Source organism: Micromonospora sp. NPDC048986 (assembly GCF_040649335.1).
Lineage (GTDB): Bacteria > Actinomycetota > Actinomycetes > Mycobacteriales > Micromonosporaceae > Micromonospora > Micromonospora alfalfae.
In genome coordinates this window covers 45,697-61,415 of record NZ_JBEZFJ010000007.1, presented here as the reverse complement: position 1 = coordinate 61,415, position 15,719 = coordinate 45,697, and the positions used below count along the sequence as shown (strand labels likewise).

The 15,719-nt window shown below is 71.2% G+C and carries 12 protein-coding genes; 7 read left to right on the top strand and 5 right to left on the bottom strand.

Translation table 11 applies throughout. The features are described from left to right. The first annotated feature begins 4 nt into the window (after nucleotides 1-4). Entirely contained in the window at nucleotides 5-1,597 is a 1,593-nt protein-coding gene (gene thiC, locus AB0B94_RS15925; protein WP_357279092.1) for a phosphomethylpyrimidine synthase ThiC, read from the top strand. 152 nt (nucleotides 1,598-1,749) lie between these two features. On the opposite strand, the gene AB0B94_RS15920 is transcribed toward thiC, so the two are convergent. The 4 genes from AB0B94_RS15920 to AB0B94_RS15905 form a co-directional block, all read right to left on the bottom strand. Continuing rightward, nucleotides 1,750-4,779 carry a hypothetical protein gene (locus AB0B94_RS15920; protein ID WP_357279088.1) on the bottom strand — a complete coding sequence of 1,010 codons (3,030 nt, stop codon included), beginning with the start codon at nucleotides 4,777-4,779 and terminating at the stop codon, nucleotides 1,750-1,752. 76 nt (nucleotides 4,780-4,855) lie between these two features. Continuing rightward, nucleotides 4,856-5,164: a cupin gene (locus AB0B94_RS15915; protein WP_088987605.1), complete on the bottom strand. Its 309-nt coding sequence runs from the start codon at nucleotides 5,162-5,164 to the stop codon at nucleotides 4,856-4,858. Beyond that, on the bottom strand, nucleotides 5,161-6,111 hold the full coding sequence (locus AB0B94_RS15910; protein WP_357279082.1) for an LLM class F420-dependent oxidoreductase: 951 nt from the start codon (nucleotides 6,109-6,111) through the stop codon (nucleotides 5,161-5,163). Before AB0B94_RS15910 ends, AB0B94_RS15915 begins: the two co-directional genes overlap by 4 nt. A 2-nt stretch (nucleotides 6,112-6,113) precedes the next feature. Continuing rightward, nucleotides 6,114-6,899 carry an ABC transporter ATP-binding protein gene (locus tag AB0B94_RS15905; protein ID WP_357279075.1) on the bottom strand — a complete coding sequence of 262 codons (786 nt, stop codon included), beginning with the start codon at nucleotides 6,897-6,899 and terminating at the stop codon, nucleotides 6,114-6,116. A 271-nt stretch (nucleotides 6,900-7,170) separates the two neighbouring features. Here AB0B94_RS15905 and AB0B94_RS15900 point away from each other — a divergent pair, with 271 nt between their 5' ends. Then, complete coding sequence (locus AB0B94_RS15900) at nucleotides 7,171-8,202, top strand: ABC transporter substrate-binding protein (RefSeq protein ID WP_357279070.1); 1,032 nt, start codon at nucleotides 7,171-7,173, stop codon at nucleotides 8,200-8,202. A gap of 103 nt (nucleotides 8,203-8,305) precedes the next feature. Further along, a complete protein-coding gene (locus AB0B94_RS15895; protein WP_357279065.1) occupies nucleotides 8,306-9,163 on the top strand; it encodes an ABC transporter permease in 858 nt (285 codons plus the stop codon). 203 nt (nucleotides 9,164-9,366) lie between these two features. Here AB0B94_RS15895 and AB0B94_RS15890 read toward each other — a convergent pair whose 3' ends face one another. Further along, nucleotides 9,367-10,545: an ABC transporter substrate-binding protein gene (locus tag AB0B94_RS15890; protein ID WP_357279060.1), complete on the bottom strand. Its 1,179-nt coding sequence runs from the start codon at nucleotides 10,543-10,545 to the stop codon at nucleotides 9,367-9,369. Nucleotides 10,546-10,989: 444 nt separating this feature from the next. Between AB0B94_RS15890 and AB0B94_RS15885 the strand changes: the two genes are divergently transcribed. The 4 genes from AB0B94_RS15885 to AB0B94_RS15870 all read left to right on the top strand — a co-directional run bounded on the left by AB0B94_RS15885 (nucleotide 10,990) and on the right by AB0B94_RS15870 (nucleotide 15,599). Then, nucleotides 10,990-14,136, top strand: coding sequence for a nitrate- and nitrite sensing domain-containing protein (locus AB0B94_RS15885; RefSeq protein ID WP_357279057.1), 3,147 nt, complete (start codon nucleotides 10,990-10,992; stop codon nucleotides 14,134-14,136). Further along, nucleotides 14,133-14,540 (top strand): roadblock/LC7 domain-containing protein, encoded by a 408-nt coding sequence (locus tag AB0B94_RS15880; RefSeq protein ID WP_007465177.1) that lies wholly within the window; start codon nucleotides 14,133-14,135, stop codon nucleotides 14,538-14,540. The genes AB0B94_RS15885 and AB0B94_RS15880 overlap by 4 nt, the downstream gene beginning before the upstream one ends. Nucleotides 14,541-14,629: 89 nt before the next feature. Beyond that, on the top strand, nucleotides 14,630-14,995 hold the full coding sequence (locus AB0B94_RS15875) for a DUF742 domain-containing protein (protein WP_007465174.1): 366 nt from the start codon (nucleotides 14,630-14,632) through the stop codon (nucleotides 14,993-14,995). After that, on the top strand, nucleotides 14,976-15,599 hold the full coding sequence (locus tag AB0B94_RS15870; protein WP_030329978.1) for an ATP/GTP-binding protein: 624 nt from the start codon (nucleotides 14,976-14,978) through the stop codon (nucleotides 15,597-15,599). The genes AB0B94_RS15875 and AB0B94_RS15870 overlap by 20 nt, the downstream gene beginning before the upstream one ends. The last annotated feature ends 120 nt before the right edge of the window (nucleotides 15,600-15,719 follow it).

Genomic DNA, 15,719 nt, shown 5'->3' with positions numbered 1-15,719 from the left:
TGTCATGCACGCACGAGGCAAGGTGTACGTCGAGGGTTCGCGGCCGGATGTCCGGGTGCCGTTCGCGGAGGTGGGGCTGACCGGGGACCTGCCGCCGGTGCGGCTCTACGACACGTCCGGACCTGGTTCGGACCCGGAGGTGGGGCTGCCGCCGCTGCGCGGGCCGTGGATCGCCGAGCGGGGTGACGTGGCCCCGGTACGGGGTGCGGGCACGCCACTCGCCGGGGTGGACGGCCGTCGGCCCACCCAGCTCGCGTACGCGCGGGCCGGTCTGGTGACGCCGGAGATGGAGTTCGTGGCGATCCGGGAGAACGTCGACCCGGAACTGGTGCGGGCCGAGATCGCCGCCGGTCGGGCGGTGCTCCCGCTCAACGTCAACCACCCGGAGTGCGAGCCGGCGATCATCGGCAAGGCGTTCCTGGTCAAGGTGAACGCCAACATCGGCACCTCGGCGGTCAGCTCGTCGGTCGCGGAGGAGGTGGAGAAGCTGACCTGGGCCACCCGCTGGGGCGCGGACACGGTGATGGACCTGTCCACTGGTAAGCGGATCCACGAGACCCGTGAGGCGATCGTGCGGAACTCGCCGGTGCCGATCGGGACGGTGCCGATCTACCAGGCGTTGGAGAAGGTCGGCGGCGACCCGGTGAAGTTGAGCTGGGAGGTGTTCCGGGAGACCGTGATCGAGCAGGCCGAGCAGGGCGTGGACTACATGACTGTGCACGCCGGGGTGCTCCTGCCGTACGTGCCGCTGGCCGTGGACCGGGTGACCGGGATCGTGTCCCGCGGCGGTTCGATCATGGCGGCGTGGTGCCTGGCGCACCACGAGGAGAACTTCCTCTACACCAACTTCGAGGAGCTGTGCGCGCTGCTCGCGCGCTACGACGTGACGTTCTCTCTCGGCGACGGGCTGCGCCCCGGGTCGATCGCCGACGCCAACGACGAGGCGCAGTTTGCCGAGCTGCGGACCCTCGGTGAGCTGACGAAGATCGCCTGGGCGTACGACGTCCAGGTGATGATCGAGGGCCCCGGTCACGTACCGATGCACAAGATCAAGGAGAACGTGGACCTTCAGCAGGAGTGGTGCCACGAGGCGCCCTTCTACACGCTCGGTCCGCTGACCACCGACATCGCGCCCGCGTACGACCACATCACCTCGGCGATCGGCGCCGCGATGATCGGCATGTTCGGCACCGCGATGCTCTGCTACGTCACGCCGAAGGAGCACCTCGGTCTGCCGGACCGGGACGACGTGAAGGCGGGCGTGATCGCGTACAAGATCGCGGCACACGCGGCGGACCTGGCCAAGGGGCACCCCGGCGCGCAGGCCTGGGACGACGCCCTGTCGAAGGCGCGGTTCGAGTTCCGCTGGGAGGATCAGTTCAACCTCTCGCTGGACCCGGAGACGGCGCGCTCGTACCACGACGCGACACTGCCGGCGGAGCCGGCGAAGACAGCGCACTTCTGCTCGATGTGTGGCCCGAAGTTCTGCTCCATGAAGATCACCCAGGAGCTCAAGGAGTACGCGGCGCGCGGCATGAAGGACAAGTCGGAGGAGTTCGTCTCCGGCGGAAGTCGGGTCTACCTGCCGCTCGCCTGACCCCTGCCCAGGTGGGGCTGTCCCGGTGGCGTCCCGGTGTTGCGGGGCGACGCCGGGACGGCCGGCGTCGCCCGGCGCGCATGGCCTCGCGGGGGACGTCCGGCGTGGCCGGTGCTCCTGTGCGTTGGGTGGTGCGGGTCAGCCGCTGTGGGTCAGTCGCGGTGGTGGCGGCCGGTGGAGCGCAACGACCGGCGGCCGTTCTCCTGCTCGGGCTCGTTGTCCGACACCGGCTTACTCAGACCGGCGACCCAGTCGACGAATTCCTCGTCCTGGGACGCCAGCGGCTCGGTTGCGTCCGACGTCTTCGGGCTCTCCTCGTCGGCGCGGGCCCGGTTGCGGCGGAACAACCCACCGAGACGCCCTCGCCGGGAGGGCTGCTCTGCCACCTTCGGATGCGTCGGAGTTCCCGACGTGGCGTCGGTAGCCGCCACATCGCCGGTGCCGGCGCCGGTGGTGTCGGTGGTGGCACTGGCGGCGGCACCGGAGGGCGCGCCCGCCATGCCGGGGAACTCCGGCCGGCCCTGGGATTCGGGCGGAGCGGTCGTCTCGCCGGCTTCGGTCGGAGCTGTCCGTGCCGTCGAGCTGTCCTGCGATCCGGTCGACCCGCGGCGCCGAGAGGTGTCGAACGCATTCCAGGTGCCGGCCCGGCTCAGGTCCGGCAACGGTGCCCGATGCCGGGGCCTGGGCGTCGGCCCGGTCGGCGCGTCGGGCCTGCTCGACCCCTGCGATTCCGTTGCCTCCGGCTCGGCGGCCTGCGGTGGCACCGTCCACGTCGCGGTGACGGGCCAGGCCGACGGCGCGGGCGTCCACCGGTCCCCGTCCGGGTCATTGGCGGCGGTGGCTCCGAACAACCCGGCGACGGGAACATCCTCGGCGGCGGGCCGCTCGCCGTCGGTGCCACGAGCGTCGGCGATTGCAGAATCACCGGTCGCAGAGGTCGCGTCGGCCGGTGCCGCAGTGCTGCCCGTGCCGGCAGTGGGGACGCGTGAACTGGCGTCCGCGCCAACCTGGCTGGCCGCGGTGGTCGGTGCTGGTGTCGCCCCACTCCCGCTGGTCGGTGTCTGTGCGGCGTCGGTCGCCGTGGTCGGGGGCTCCCTGTCGACCGGCGCCTGCGTTGTGCCGGTTTCGGCGGTCGTCGAGGCGACCGGTGCTTGCTTCGCGCCGGTGGCGGGGGTGGCAGGTGTTCGCTTCGTACCGGTAGTGGTGGTCCGGGATGCTGCCGCGCCGGAACTGGCAGCCGAGGTGACCCCGGAGGTCGAACCCGACCGTTCACCCACGCTTTCCCGGCTGGGCGCCGGAGTGTCGGTGCCCGCGTCCGAGGCGGTGGTGTCGGCTGACCTGCCCGGCCGGGTGCCCTTCGCGACGCGGCCGGTGGTCGTTGCGTCGGTGGTCGTCTCGGCTGCGGTTGCCGGACCGGCAGGGGAGATGTCGTCAGCCACGTCGGAGGCGGTGGCGTCCGGCTTGGCTTTGGACTTCCGGCCGCGTCGCGGTTTGATCGTCAGCGGCGCCTCAGCCGTGCCGTGGTCGGCAGTGCCCGCACCGCTCGCCTCCGTGTTCGTGGCTGACCCCGTGCCCGTCGAGGCCGTGGGAGTGTCAGTGCCAGCCGGTGCTGTGCTGGTCGCCCCGGTGCCGCTGCCCGTACTGGTCGCGGCCGCGCTGGTCGTGCCGGAACCGGGTGTGCCGGAACCGGGTGTGCCAGTGCCGCGTGGAGTGTCGACGGACTTGCCTGTGGCGCGCCCACCGGTCGGCCTGCCACCGGTCGCCGTGCCGCTCGCGCCGGTCGCTGTGCTGCTGGTCGGCTCGTCGACCGCTGGGCCGCCCGTCGGGGGCGCGGCGTCGACGCGTCCGGCCGTTGTGCCGCTCGCCGTGGCGTCGGTGTCGATGCTGACGCCGGTGCCGGCCGAGGGCTCGGTAGTGGCCAGGACATCATCCTGGCGCGGGGGCGTCTGCCCGGCGGCGGTGAACTCACCGGTCGGCGCGGTCAGCCAGGCCGCGGGCTGAGTCGGGGCGGCGGGCTTCGGTGCGGCGGGAGTCGCGGTGGCGGGCCCCGGACCGTGCTGTCCGCTCGCTGTGGTCTCCGGCCAGTCCCAGTGGGCCGGGACGGTGCGTACGGCATCGGGGTCGCCCGTCGCCCACGGACCCGCGATGACGCCGGCGGGCTTCGTGCTGGTGGCCAGCTCGGCGTTGGTCGTCTCCGTGTCGGTGCGCTCGGCGCCGTCCCTGACGTTCGCCGCGCTGTCCCGGTCGTTCGCCGCGCTGGGCAGCGCCGGGCCGGCCGGCAGCGGGCGCAGGATGGCGGTGGGCTCGATCGCCTGCGGATCGGCGGTACGGGTGCCCGTCGGCCAGCGCAGCAGCGCGGCGGCGGCCGCGCCGAGCGCTCCGGCGAGGATCGCGATCAACGAGCCGTAGTAGGGGGCGGCCTGGTAGCGGTCCACAGCGTCACCCGGACCGGCGGTCAGGTAGGCGAACGCCAGCAGCACCGGACCGGCCACCCCGGTGGCCCCGCTGACCAGTGGAGCCTGGCCCCGCCAGCGAGCCAGCCCGGCCGTCGCCGCGCCGGCCAGCAGCGCCACGATGGGCAGCAGGAGCAGCGCCAGCCGCTGCGCGGCGGCGTCGTCGAGCCAGCTCGGCTCCAGTACGCCGAGCCGGACGGTCGGCAGTGGGCCGGCCGTGCCGAGCGACGGTAGGACGGAGATCAGCGCCAGTAGCCAGACCGCGCCGGCCACTGCCGTCATGTTCCATCCCAGCTCGGGCCGGAAAAGGACGGCGATCGCCGCGCCCGCCCCGATCACCGCACCGACAATGGCGCAGATGCCCACCGCCCAGACCGGGTCAACGGAGATCAGCTCCGCGGCGCGGGCGGGCTGCATGCAGAGCGGGGCGATGACTGTGGCACCGAGCGCTGCCGCGCCGCCGACAGCCAACTGCCGTCCGGTGCTGGCCGCCGGGGCGTCGCGGCGAGCGAGGCGTCCGGTCAGGACGGCACCGGCGACTGCCGCGTTGGCGGCGAACCAGCCCACCCAGACCAGCTGGGCCGGCCACTGGTTGACTGTCGTACCGGTGAATGCGCCGGTCAGGCGGACGATGCCGAAACCGTACGCGACGCCGAGCTGGCCGGCTCCGGCCAGCACGCTCACCCCGAGCGCCGTGAGCAGCAGTCTGCCCCAGGTCCGAAAGGCCATGTCCGGCACGTTACGCACCTGGTACACCCGATCGCCACCGGCGCGCCGCGAGGCACGCCGGTGGCGATCGGCGGGTCTACTTGAGTTCGACCAGCCGTGCCAGGTAAGTCGTATCCCCGACATTGGTCAGCATGTGCACAGCGCCCGGGTCCCGGTAGACCACTCCGCCGGTGGGCTCGTCGGCGTCGATCCGGGTGCCGTCGATGGTCTGCACGACGTTCTTGGCGCCCTCGATCGCCACCACCAGGTAGGGGTGGTCGTGCCGGTGCAGCGGCTGCCGCTCGCCCGGCTCGAGGCGGATGTGCCAGACCCGGACCCTGTCGTTCTCGAAGACGATCTCCTGGCCGACCGGCCCGAGTTCGGTTCCGTCGATCACGTCGGTCATAGTGCTCCGTCCAGTTGGGGCAGCACCTCGGCGGCGATCAGCTCGAGGTGGTCGAGATCGTCGAAGTCGATCAGGCGCAGGTGGACCCGGGTGGTGCCGATCGCGGCGAACTCACCGAGCCGCTGCGCGAGCTGCGCGGGGGAGCCGACCACCGGGTCCTCCGGTGGCAGCGCGCTCTTCTCGTGCAGAGGCGCGGCCCGACGCTGGGCCTCCGCGTCGGTCCGGCCGATGGCGACGACGATCCCGGCGGAGAGCACCAACGGCGCGCGCCCGGACTCCGTCCGTCCGGTGCGCTCACACGTCTCGCGCACCCGGTCGTACGCCTCGGCGGTGGCGGCCACGGACTTGAACGGCATGTTGAACTCGTCGGCGTACCGGGCGGCCAGTTCGGGAGTGCGTTTGGGGCCACGCCCGCCCACGATGATCGGCGGGCCGGGCACCTGCACCGGCTTGGGCAGGGCGGGCGCGTCCACCAGCCGGTAGTGGTCGCCGGTGAAGCTGTAGGTCTCGCCGGGCGGGGTTCCCCACAACCCGGTGATCACCTCAAGCTGCTCGGCCAGCCGGTCGAAGCGCTCGCCGACAGCCGGGAACGGGATGCCGTACGAGGTGTGCTCGCGCTCGTACCAGCCGGCGCCGATGCCGAGGTCGACCCGGCCACCGCTCATCTGATCGACCTGCGCGACCATCACCGCGAGCGGGCCGGGCAGGCGGAACGTGGCCGACGTCACCAGGGTGCCGAGTCGGATCCGCTCGGTCTCCCGGGCCAGCGCGGCGAGAGTCAGCCAGGCGTCAGTGGGGCCGGGCAGGCCCGGATCGGCGCCCATCGACTGGTAGTGGTCGGCGCGGAGGAAGCCCTCGTAGCCACAGGCCTCGACCAGCCGGGCGAACCGGAGCTGGGTGTCGTAGCTGGCGCCACGGTTCGGCTCGGTGAAGACCGACACCCGCATGGTCAGTGTCCTTCCGCGCCGGCGGTGGCCGGCTGTTCGCGTTCCATCAGCAGTTCGTGCAGGTCGGCGCTGACCTGGGCGACGTCGGCCAGGTGGGCGTTGCGGCCCAGGGTGCGGGGCCGGGGGATGGTCACGTCGACGACCTTGCGGATCCGACCGGGGCGGGGGCTCAGCACGACCACCCGGTCGGCGAGCAGCACCGCCTCGTCGATCGAGTGGGTGACGAAGACGATGGTCGGCTTGTTCTCCATGTGCACCCGCTGGAGTTCGCCGGACAGTTCCTCGCGGGTGAGCGCGTCAAGTGCGGAGAACGGCTCGTCCATCAGCATCACCCGGGGCTCACCGATCAACGACCGGCACAGCGACACCCGCTGCTGCATGCCGCCGGAGAGTTCGTGCGGCAGCCGCTTCTCGAAGCCGGCCAACCCGGCCACGTCGAGCAGTTCCCGGGCCCGCTCCCGGTGCTTGGCGCGGCTCCAGCCGAAGATCTCCACCGGCAGCAGGACGTTGTCCAGCACCGTGCGCCAGGGCAGCAGCGCCGGCTTCTGGAACAGCATCGCGATGTCCTGGCGGGGGCGGACGATCGGCGTACCGGCGACGGTGATCTCCCCGGCGCTCAGCGGGAGCAGCCCGGCGATCAGCCGCAGCAGTGTGGACTTGCCGCAGCCGGAGCGGCCGAGCACCGCGACGAACTCGCCCTCGGCGACGTCGAGGTCGATGCCGCGCAGCGCCTCCACCCGGCCGGATCGGCCCTCGAAGGTACGGGACACCCCGGACAGTCGGATCATCTCCGGCGCACCTCCGCTGAGTGGACGGTCAGGAATCCGACAAAGGCTAACCGCCCTGTCGAGGTATGGGACCGGCTGGGGTGGTCGTCAGGTTGTTTCCGTTCCGCAACCCGATGCGCCTGGCGTCGGGAGTGTGGGTTTCTCGTACGCTGTGCCCGCGAAGAGTCCCCCCACGACGGCGGGAGCCGGCTTCCACCCCTCCCGCCGGCCCGTCATAACAACCCCCTCCGGTGGCCTGCCGGCCCCGGTCGGAAAGGACATGGTGCAACTGATGAGAAGGCTGACCCGTACGGTCGCTACGGCCGCGCTGGCCACCGCCCTCGCCCTTGTCTCCGCCTGCAGCAGCGGGTCGGATTCGGCCGACGATGCCAAGGGCGGCGACGGGACGACGCTGACGAAGGTGACCTACCTCACCTCGTTCGGCAACTTCGGCCGTGACTCCTACGCCTGGGTGGCGAAGGACAAGGGCTTCTTCAAGGAAGCCGGTTTCGACGTCGAGATCAAGGCGGGCCAGGGCACCGGCGGTGTGATCCAGACCGTCGTCGGCGGTCAGGCCGACTTCGGCCCGATCGACCTCACCGGCGGCCTGCTCCAGCTCGGCAACGGCCAGGCGAAGGACTTCACCGCGGTGGCCGCGATCCAGCAACGCACCATGGCGGGCATCGCCACCGTCGAGGGCAAGAACATCAGCTCGCCGAAGGACCTGGAGGGCAAGAAGCTCGCCGACACCCCCGGGTCCGTGGTCCGCAACCTCTTCCCGACGTACGCCCGGCTCGCCGGTGTGGACGCGAGCAAGGTGACCTGGGTCAACGGTGAGGCGCAGAACCTGATCGGCACGCTGGCCGCGGGTTCGGTCGACGGCATCGGCCAGTTCGTCGTCGGTCAGCCGACCATCGAGGCGGTGGCCAAGAAGAAGGCAGTCATGCTGCCGTACAGCAACGTGATGCAGGACCTCTACGGCAACGTGCTGATCACCTCCTCGAAGATCGCCAAGGAGAAGCCCGAGATGGTGAAGAAGTTCACCGCCGCGCTGCTCAAAGGCCTGGAGTACAGCCTGGCGAACTCCAAGGAGGCCGCCGACATCCTGAAGAAGAACGTCGACGCCACCAACCCGGTCTCCGCCGCCGCCGAGCTGGAGCTGATGGCCGCGTACGTCCGTTCCGGCAACACCGGCACCGCGATCGGCACCCTGGACAGCGGTCGGGTCGCCAAGAGCATCGCCATCCTGCAGGGCGCTGGCGCGCTGAAGCAGAACATCACCCCCGAGCAGATCATCGACTTCAGCCTCGCGCCGAAGGCCTGATCGTCCGGTCGTCATCAGGGGGTACGTCCCGCCGATCCCGGTGGGGCGTACCCCCGTCGCTCGTCGGCCCCCGGCGGGCCGTGGGATTTCGAGGAGGACAGAGATGACCGACGTCCGGTCAGCGGACCCGGCGGTGGCGCAACCCCCGCCAGCGAGTGCCGGCCCCGCGGTGGGGCGCACGGGTCGAGGTGCCGGTCTGCGGGCCGGGGCCGAGGCGGTGCTGCCCGCTGTCGGCATCCTGGTCGCGCTGGCGGCGTGGTGGCTGATCGCCCGGCTGGAGCTGGTCCACCCCGCCGCCCTGCCGCCGCCCGGCGACGTGCTCACCGCGTTCGTCGACAAGCCGGCGCAGCTGCTGGAGCACACCTGGGACACCACATTGGAGATCCTGACCGGGTTCGCCCTGTCGGTGGCCGCCGGTGTGTTGATCGGGCTCTCCCTGGCCAGTTCCCGCACCGTGGAGCGGATGTTCACGCCGCTGCTGGTGGCGGTGAACGCGGTGCCGAAGATCACGCTGGGCCCGCTGCTGGTGGTGGCGCTCGGCTGGGGCCAGAAGCCGATCCTGACCATGGTGTTCCTGCTCTGCTTCTTCCCGATCGTGCTCTCCACGGCGACCGGGTTGACCACCACGCCGTCCGACCTGGCCGAGCTGGTGCGTTCCTGGAACGCCTCCCGCTGGCAGGCGTTCCGCAAGGTACGTTTCCCGGCCGCGCTGCCGCAGATCTTCGTCGGGCTCAAGGTGGCCATGCCACTGGCCGCGATCGGTGCGGTGATCGGTGAGTTCCAGGCGGGCGAGAGCGGCCTCGGCTACGTCATCACGCAGTACGCCGGCGTCGGCGACACCGCCACCGCCTGGGCGGCGATCATGCTGGTAGCGCTGGTGAGCATCCTGCTCTACTCGGCGCTCCTGCTGATCGAGCGGTTCGCCCTGCCCTGGGTACGCGAAACCACAAGCAGCCGCTGAGCCAACAGAAGAGACCAAGCAGAAGAAGCGCGAAGGGCCGGCCCCCAGATGGAGGCCGGCCCGTTCCGTGAAAGCCGCTGGCGCAGAAGGGTGTGGCCTGCCGTGCCCGGCGGAGGGATCAAGCCTGACCGCCCGGAGCCGGGCACGGTAGGCCACACCCCCACCCGCACCCCGACGAACCCGCCAGCTGCAAGGGCCGAGCGTTACCCAGCCAACCGCCAGCGGCCGTTGCGGGCGACCAGCGTGGTGAGCGCCTGCGGCATCAGGCCGCTGTGGTTGTCAGGCGTCATGCGGATCGGGCCGGAGAGGCCGTCCATCTGGGACGTCTCCAGCACGTCCCGGATGCCGTTACGGTCCACCTTCCCAATCTCACCACCGGCGCGCAGTTCGGCGTCGGCGATCAGCTGGACGGCGTCCGCGGCGAACGACGACGACCCGTTGTAGCCACCGAAGCGGGCCGTGTAGTCCTGGAACCACTGCCGCCGCGCCGCCTTGGCCGGCGTGGTCGCGATGACGTCATCGATCACCATGGTCTGCGTGAAGATCAGCGTGGCCTTCTCGGTCGCCTTGGCCGCCGCGCCGAGGAAGAGGTCCCCGGCCGCCGCCGCGTCGAAGTAGATCGACCCACGGAAGATGGTCTGCTGGACGCTGGTGGCGGCAAGTGTCGCCTGCTCCGGCGGGGTCCAGAAGACCATCGCGTCGGGCTTGCCCGACGCGAGCTGCTGGACCTGCCGGCTGACGTCGGTGTCGGTGGTCTTGACCCGCTGCTGTCGGAGCGTGATGTTGGCCTTGTCCAGCTCGTTCTTGAGCGCGGTGGCGCCCTCCTGGCCGTAGTCGTCGTCGCTGACCAGCATCCCCACCTTGCGGATGTTGTTGCGGCGCAGTTCGGTGGTCAGTGCGGCGGCGCTGTCCGGGGCGTTGGGGCCCAGCTTGAACACGTAGCGCCGTTCGGCGGCCGGCGCGGCGATCGCGCCGGAAGCGGCTAGCGCAATGGTGGGAATCCGCTTCTCGTTGATGGTGCCGACCGCTCCGACAGCGCATTCGTTGCAGCCGCCCATGATGATGGCGCTGACCTTCGAATCGCTGCTGAAGTCGACGATGTTGCGAAGTGACTCGGCCGAGTCGGAACGGTTGTCCTTCACCTTCAGGTCGATCTTCCGGCCGTTCAGTGCTCCGGAGGCGTTCAACTGATCGACCTTGAGTTTGAGGGCTCGCTGGTATGTCCGGCCAACAGTGGCCGCGGCGCCGGAGAGTTCGAGATCGGCAGCGATCACGATCGGACTCGTGTCCTTCTCCGCCTCGCCAAACTGGCAGCCGGTGAGCGTGGTGGCCACTACGGCCGATGCGAGCGCCGCGATGGTCGCGGAGCGGATGGGGCTCAACTCAGTCCTCCAGGTGCGGGCGCGGGCGCTGCCCGGTCACCGCCGCTAATCCGTCCTCAGTGGAGGACGGGATCTCCTCTGCCGTACGGTGTGCGCGAAGCCTGCAAAACCTTGCCAATGGCCGGCGCTGTGGTCAAGCGCGGACCCCGGCAGCATTTTCGGGACGGCCATCCCACATGCTGGGGTAACGCAATGTTTGCAAAAGCTCACTTTGCATACACGCGTGACCACTCTGGAGTTACATGCCCTGTTCAGGGGCTTGCGGAAATGAAGGTATCAGTTGCCCGGATCACGGGATGCGCTCCGTCCGACCGTTTCCTACCTCACTGCGGCTTCCCAAACACGATCATCTCTGATGAAATCGCGGCCGTGCCGCGCGTGGTCCCCTCCGCTTACGGCATGGCTCGGCGGCTCAGGCGGGGAAGAAACGACGGAGGCGATGTCGTGAGCACCGGACCGACGACCCTGCCCGCGCTCGGCGACAGCGGTCGGCCTGCGCGCCGACGGATGCCGAGACTGCGCGACGCCCGGATCCGGTCCAAGTTGGCGTTGATTCTGGTCGTCCCGGTGGCGGCGGTGATCGCGCTGGCCACGGTCCGCCTGATCTCCGTCGGCGAGGGCGCGTTCGACGCCACCCGGGCCCGGTCACTGACGGCCCTTTCGGTCGACGTCAGCGCCCTGACCCAGGACCTCCAGGCCGAACGGATGGCCGCGGCCGCCTACCTCGCCGCTCCGCAGCAGCCGGCCGACGCGTACAACCTGCGGGTCCGCCAGACGCAGCAACGGGTGGACGAGTACCGCGCCGAGCGGGGCCGGATCGGCGACGTGCCGGCCGCCCTGCGGGACCGGCTGGCCGCCATCGACGATCACCTGGCCACCCTGGACGGCACCCGTCAGGAGGTGCTGGACCGCCGGCAGATGGCGGTCGCCGAGGCGGTGCTCCGCTACGGAGTCATCCTCACCGACCTGGTCTCGTACGGTGACGGCCTGGCCCAACTGCCCGGCGACGAGAGCCTTTCGGACAGTCGCCGCGCGGTCGCCGCGTTCGCCCGCGCCAAGGCTTCGGTCGCCGAGGAAGAAGCCGTCGCCTTCACCGCGCTGACGGCCGGGCAGCTCGACTCGGAGCAGTTCTCCTCCTTCGTGGCAACGTTGACCGGTCAGCAGGAGGCCCTGGTCGCCTTCTCGCTGGCCGCCGACCCGGTGCAGCGCGCCCTGGTCGACAGCACCGTCTCCGGCGACGCGGTCGGCCTGGCCGACCGGGTGGCCACCGACATCACCCGCTCGGTCGGGCAGCGTCCGCTGGTCACCGCGCAGGACGCCACCGCCGCGATCGGCGCGGTGAACGACCTGATGCGCTGGGCCGAGATCCAACTGCAGGACCGACTGTTCCAGCAGGCCGACCAGGCCCGCTCGGACGTCATCCGGCAGGCGGTCGTCGAGTCGGTCCTGGTGCTGTTGACCCTGATCATCGCCGTGTCGCTGGCAGTGGTGCTGGCCCGCTCGCTCAACCACTCGCTGCGCCGACTGCGCGAGGGCGCTCTCTCGGTGGCCAACCACGACCTGCCCGACGCCGTGCAGCGGCTGCAGAACATGGGCAGCGTGGGCGACGGCGGGGTGGACGAGATCGTCCGCCAGGTCCGGGACCCCATCCAGCTCAACACCCGCGACGAGGTCGGTCAGGTGGCGCTGGCCTTCAACGTCGTACACCGGGAGGCGGTGCGGGTCGCCGCCGAGCAGGCGGCACTGCGTACCAGCGTCTCAGCGATGTTCCTCAACCTGGCCCGCCGTAGTCAGACCCTGGTCGACCGGATGATCGGCGAGCTGGACGCGATCGAGCGCGGCGAGGAGGACCCGAAGCGGCTCGCGCAGCTCTTCGAACTGGACCACCTGGCCACCCGAATGCGCCGCAACGACGAGAACCTGCTGGTCCTGGCCGGCGCCGACTCCGCCGCACCGCGTCACGACAACGCGCTCGTGGTGGACGTGCTGCGCGCCGCCCAATCCGAGGTTGAGCTCTACAACCGCATCGAGTTCGGCACCGTGGACACGGACATCTCGGTGGCCGCGCACGCGGTCAACGACGTGGTACGCCTCGTCGCCGAGCTGCTCGACAACGCCACCCGGTTCTCGCCGCCGAACACCACGGTGGTCGCCGACGGTCGCCGGATCCGCGACTACGTGCTGATCCAGATCGAGGACCGCGGGCTCGGCCTCACCGACGACCAGCTCGACTCGCTCAACCGGCGGCTGGCAGCCCCGCCGAGCGTCGACGTCGCCGCGTTCCGACTGATGGGTCTGGCCGTCGTGAGCCGGCTCGCCTCCCGCTACGGCATCCGGGTGGAGTTGCGCCGCAACGTCGAGGGCGGCACTGTCGCCCAGGTGACGTTGCCCGCCGCCACCGTATTGCTACCCACCAACCGGGGCCGCGATCAGGTGCTCAGCCGGCCGCGTCAGCCGATGGCCGTGGAGCAGGCGCCGCTCTCCCCGGCCGGCCACGCCGAGCAGTTCGCCGGTGCCGCCACGACGGCGGCGACGCTGCCCGACCAGTGGCGGACCAGCACGCCGGCACCCGCCCAGTGGCAGTCGCCGCTGAACTCGCGGGACACCACCCCGGCCGTGCAGGCGGGTGGCTACACCGGTCCGCGCTCGACGATGCCACCGGCCGCCGCCGCCCCCGCCCCCGCCGCCCCGCTCCCACCGGCCCAGCCGGCCTACGGCAACGGCGCGGGCGCCTCGCTGGGCAGCCCGACAGTGGCCTACCCGACAGTCGACCCGCTGCCCCGACGCGGCTCCACCCCGGACACCGCCGACACCGCGGATGGGCGCGGTGCCCAGGGCCTCCCGGTCGGGCCGGTCGCCGGGCCGAGCACCGTGGCGCCGCCGGCCGTTCCGTCGGTGCCCGCCGCTCCGGTCAGCACCCGGCCCGACTTCCCAGCCGAGGCGCCGATCTTCCGGGAGATGGAGGCGGTCTGGTTCCGGTCGCACGGCGACGACGCCACAGCGATCTTCACCCGGCCCAACTTCGACGAGCCGCCCGCGCCCGCCACCACCACAGCGGCCGACGCCGGCCTGCGCACCGGCAACGGGGGCCCGCCCAGCGCCGGATCGGTGCCGGCCGCGTCGCCGGCCCGACCGAAACTGCCGACCCGTACCCCGGGCAGCTCCGGCACCGACGGGACGGCCACCCCGGGCGCAGACGGCCTCGGGGCCACAATGGACGGATTCGGGGCACGGCCGTCGGCACCGCCGACGTACGCCCCGGCCCCGGCCGGCCGGACGGCTCCGCCCGCGCCCGCCCCCGCTCCCGCCCCGGACCCGGAGGCCTGGCGTACGGCGGCGGACGAGGGCTGGTCCCGGGCCAGCCGGGCTGCCGAGCCGGCTCCCGCCGGGACCACCCGCTCCGGGTTGCCCAAGCGGGTGCCGCAGGCACAGCTCGTGCCGGGTGGCATCGAACCGAAGAGCGGCCGGGACCGCAGCCGGCGGACCCCGGATGAAGTACGTGGTCTGCTGTCGGCCTACCACCGCGGTGTGCAACGCGGCCGCACGGCCGGAACGGACCTGAACAGCACCTCGACCAAGGAGAGCCGATGAACAGGCCAGCTGCCATGCAGGACATGGGTTGGCTGCTCACCAACTTCGCCGACAGCGTGGCGGGCATCGCCCACGTGGTGGCGGTGTCCGCCGACGGGCTGCTGCTCGCGTCCTCCCGGGATCTGCCGGGGGACCGGGCGGACCAGCTCGCCGCGATCACCTCCGGAGTGGTGAGCCTGACCGAGGGCGCGGCCCGGATGTTCAGCGCGGGCGGGGTGTTGCAGACAGTCATCGAGATGGACAGCGGGTATCTCTTCCTGATGTCGATCAGCGACGGCTCCTCGATGGCAGTGCTGGCCGCCCGCAGCTGCGACGTGGGCCAGGTCGGCTACGAGATGGCGCTGCTGGTCGAGCGGGTGGGTGCCGCGCTGGTGCCGCTGCCGCGCGACGCGGTGCGCTCTTAGCACCGGAAGGCGGCGCTCTTTCCGAGCGCCGGACCAGGGACGAGAGGCGGCGCAGTCCGGCTCAGCAGGGGGCGAGGAGGTGATCGGGAATGGACCAACGACGCGCTGACCCGCGTGGCGCGCTGGTGCGTCCGTACGCGGTCACCCGTGGTCGTACCGAGCCCCGGCAGGACATCGCTCTTGAGGCCGTCCTGACCGCCTCTCCCACCCAGGTCGCCGAGTCCCGTTTCGCCGGGCACGACAAGCACCGCATCGCCACGGTCTGTGAGGGCCGAGCACAGTCGCTGGCGGAGATCGCCGCGTATACCCGGATGCCGCTGGGCGTCGCCCGGGTGTTGGTCGCCGACATGGTGGCCGAGAGCCTGCTGACGTTACACACTGCTGCTCCCGCCGAGGGGTTCGAGGAGCGGATGGAACTGCTTGGAAGGGTGCTAAGTGGACTTCGCAGGCTATGACCCCGCAGGGGGGCGGCCGGGCCGGGGAATCGTCTCCGCGAAGATCGTCGTCGCGGGCGGCTTCGGCGTCGGTAAGACAACACTGGTCGGGGCGATCTCCGAGATCACACCGCTGACCACCGAGGCGTTGATGACCGCGGCGGGTGTCGGCATCGACGATCCGTCCAAGGTGCCGGGCAAGGAGACCACCACGGTCGCCATGGACTTCGGCCGCATCACGATGGCCCAGGACCTGATCCTGTACCTCTTCGGTACACCGGGTCAGACTCGGTTCTGGTTCATGTGGGACGAGATCATCCGGGGGGCGGTGGGTGCCGCCGTGCTGGTGGACACTCGCCGGATCACCGACGCCTTCGCCCCGCTGGACTACTTCGAGAACCGCAACCTGCCGTACGTGGTGGCGCTGAACAAGTTCGACGGCGCACCGCAGTACGAGGCCGAGGAGGTCCGCGAAGCGCTGGCCATCTCGCCGCAGGTGCCGCTGGTGATGACCGACGCCCGGCAGCGGGACTCGGTCAAGCAGGTGCTGGTGACGGTGGTCGAGCACGCCATGCTCCGGCTCCAGTCGGAGCACGGGCGGGGCTTCCCGACGCCGGTCGGCTGAAACGTCGCGTCACGGCCGGCTCGCGACGGCCGGCCGTGACGCCTTCACGGCGTGGTCGAAGCCCCCTGCCGGACCGCCGCCTGGCCTCCGCCTGGCCTGGACCGAGGACTTCGGCACACG

Bases quoted from the DNA above. Each gene is read 5' to 3' on its own strand.
- AB0B94_RS15875 (WP_007465174.1), top strand. From the start codon at position 14,630: ATGGACCAACGACGCGCTGACCCGCGTGGCGCGCTGGTGCGTCCGTAC.
- AB0B94_RS15895 (WP_357279065.1), top strand. From the start codon at position 8,306: ATGACCGACGTCCGGTCAGCGGACCCGGCGGTGGCGCAACCCCCGCCA.
- AB0B94_RS15915 (WP_088987605.1), bottom strand. From the start codon at position 5,164: ATGACCGACGTGATCGACGGAACCGAACTCGGGCCGGTCGGCCAGGAG.
- AB0B94_RS15910 (WP_357279082.1), bottom strand. From the start codon at position 6,111: ATGCGGGTGTCGGTCTTCACCGAGCCGAACCGTGGCGCCAGCTACGAC.
- AB0B94_RS15880 (WP_007465177.1), top strand. From the start codon at position 14,133: ATGAACAGGCCAGCTGCCATGCAGGACATGGGTTGGCTGCTCACCAAC.
- AB0B94_RS15920 (WP_357279088.1), bottom strand. From the start codon at position 4,779: ATGGCCTTTCGGACCTGGGGCAGACTGCTGCTCACGGCGCTCGGGGTG.
- thiC (WP_357279092.1), top strand. From the start codon at position 5: ATGCACGCACGAGGCAAGGTGTACGTCGAGGGTTCGCGGCCGGATGTC.
- AB0B94_RS15900 (WP_357279070.1), top strand. From the start codon at position 7,171: ATGAGAAGGCTGACCCGTACGGTCGCTACGGCCGCGCTGGCCACCGCC.
- AB0B94_RS15905 (WP_357279075.1), bottom strand. From the start codon at position 6,899: ATGATCCGACTGTCCGGGGTGTCCCGTACCTTCGAGGGCCGATCCGGC.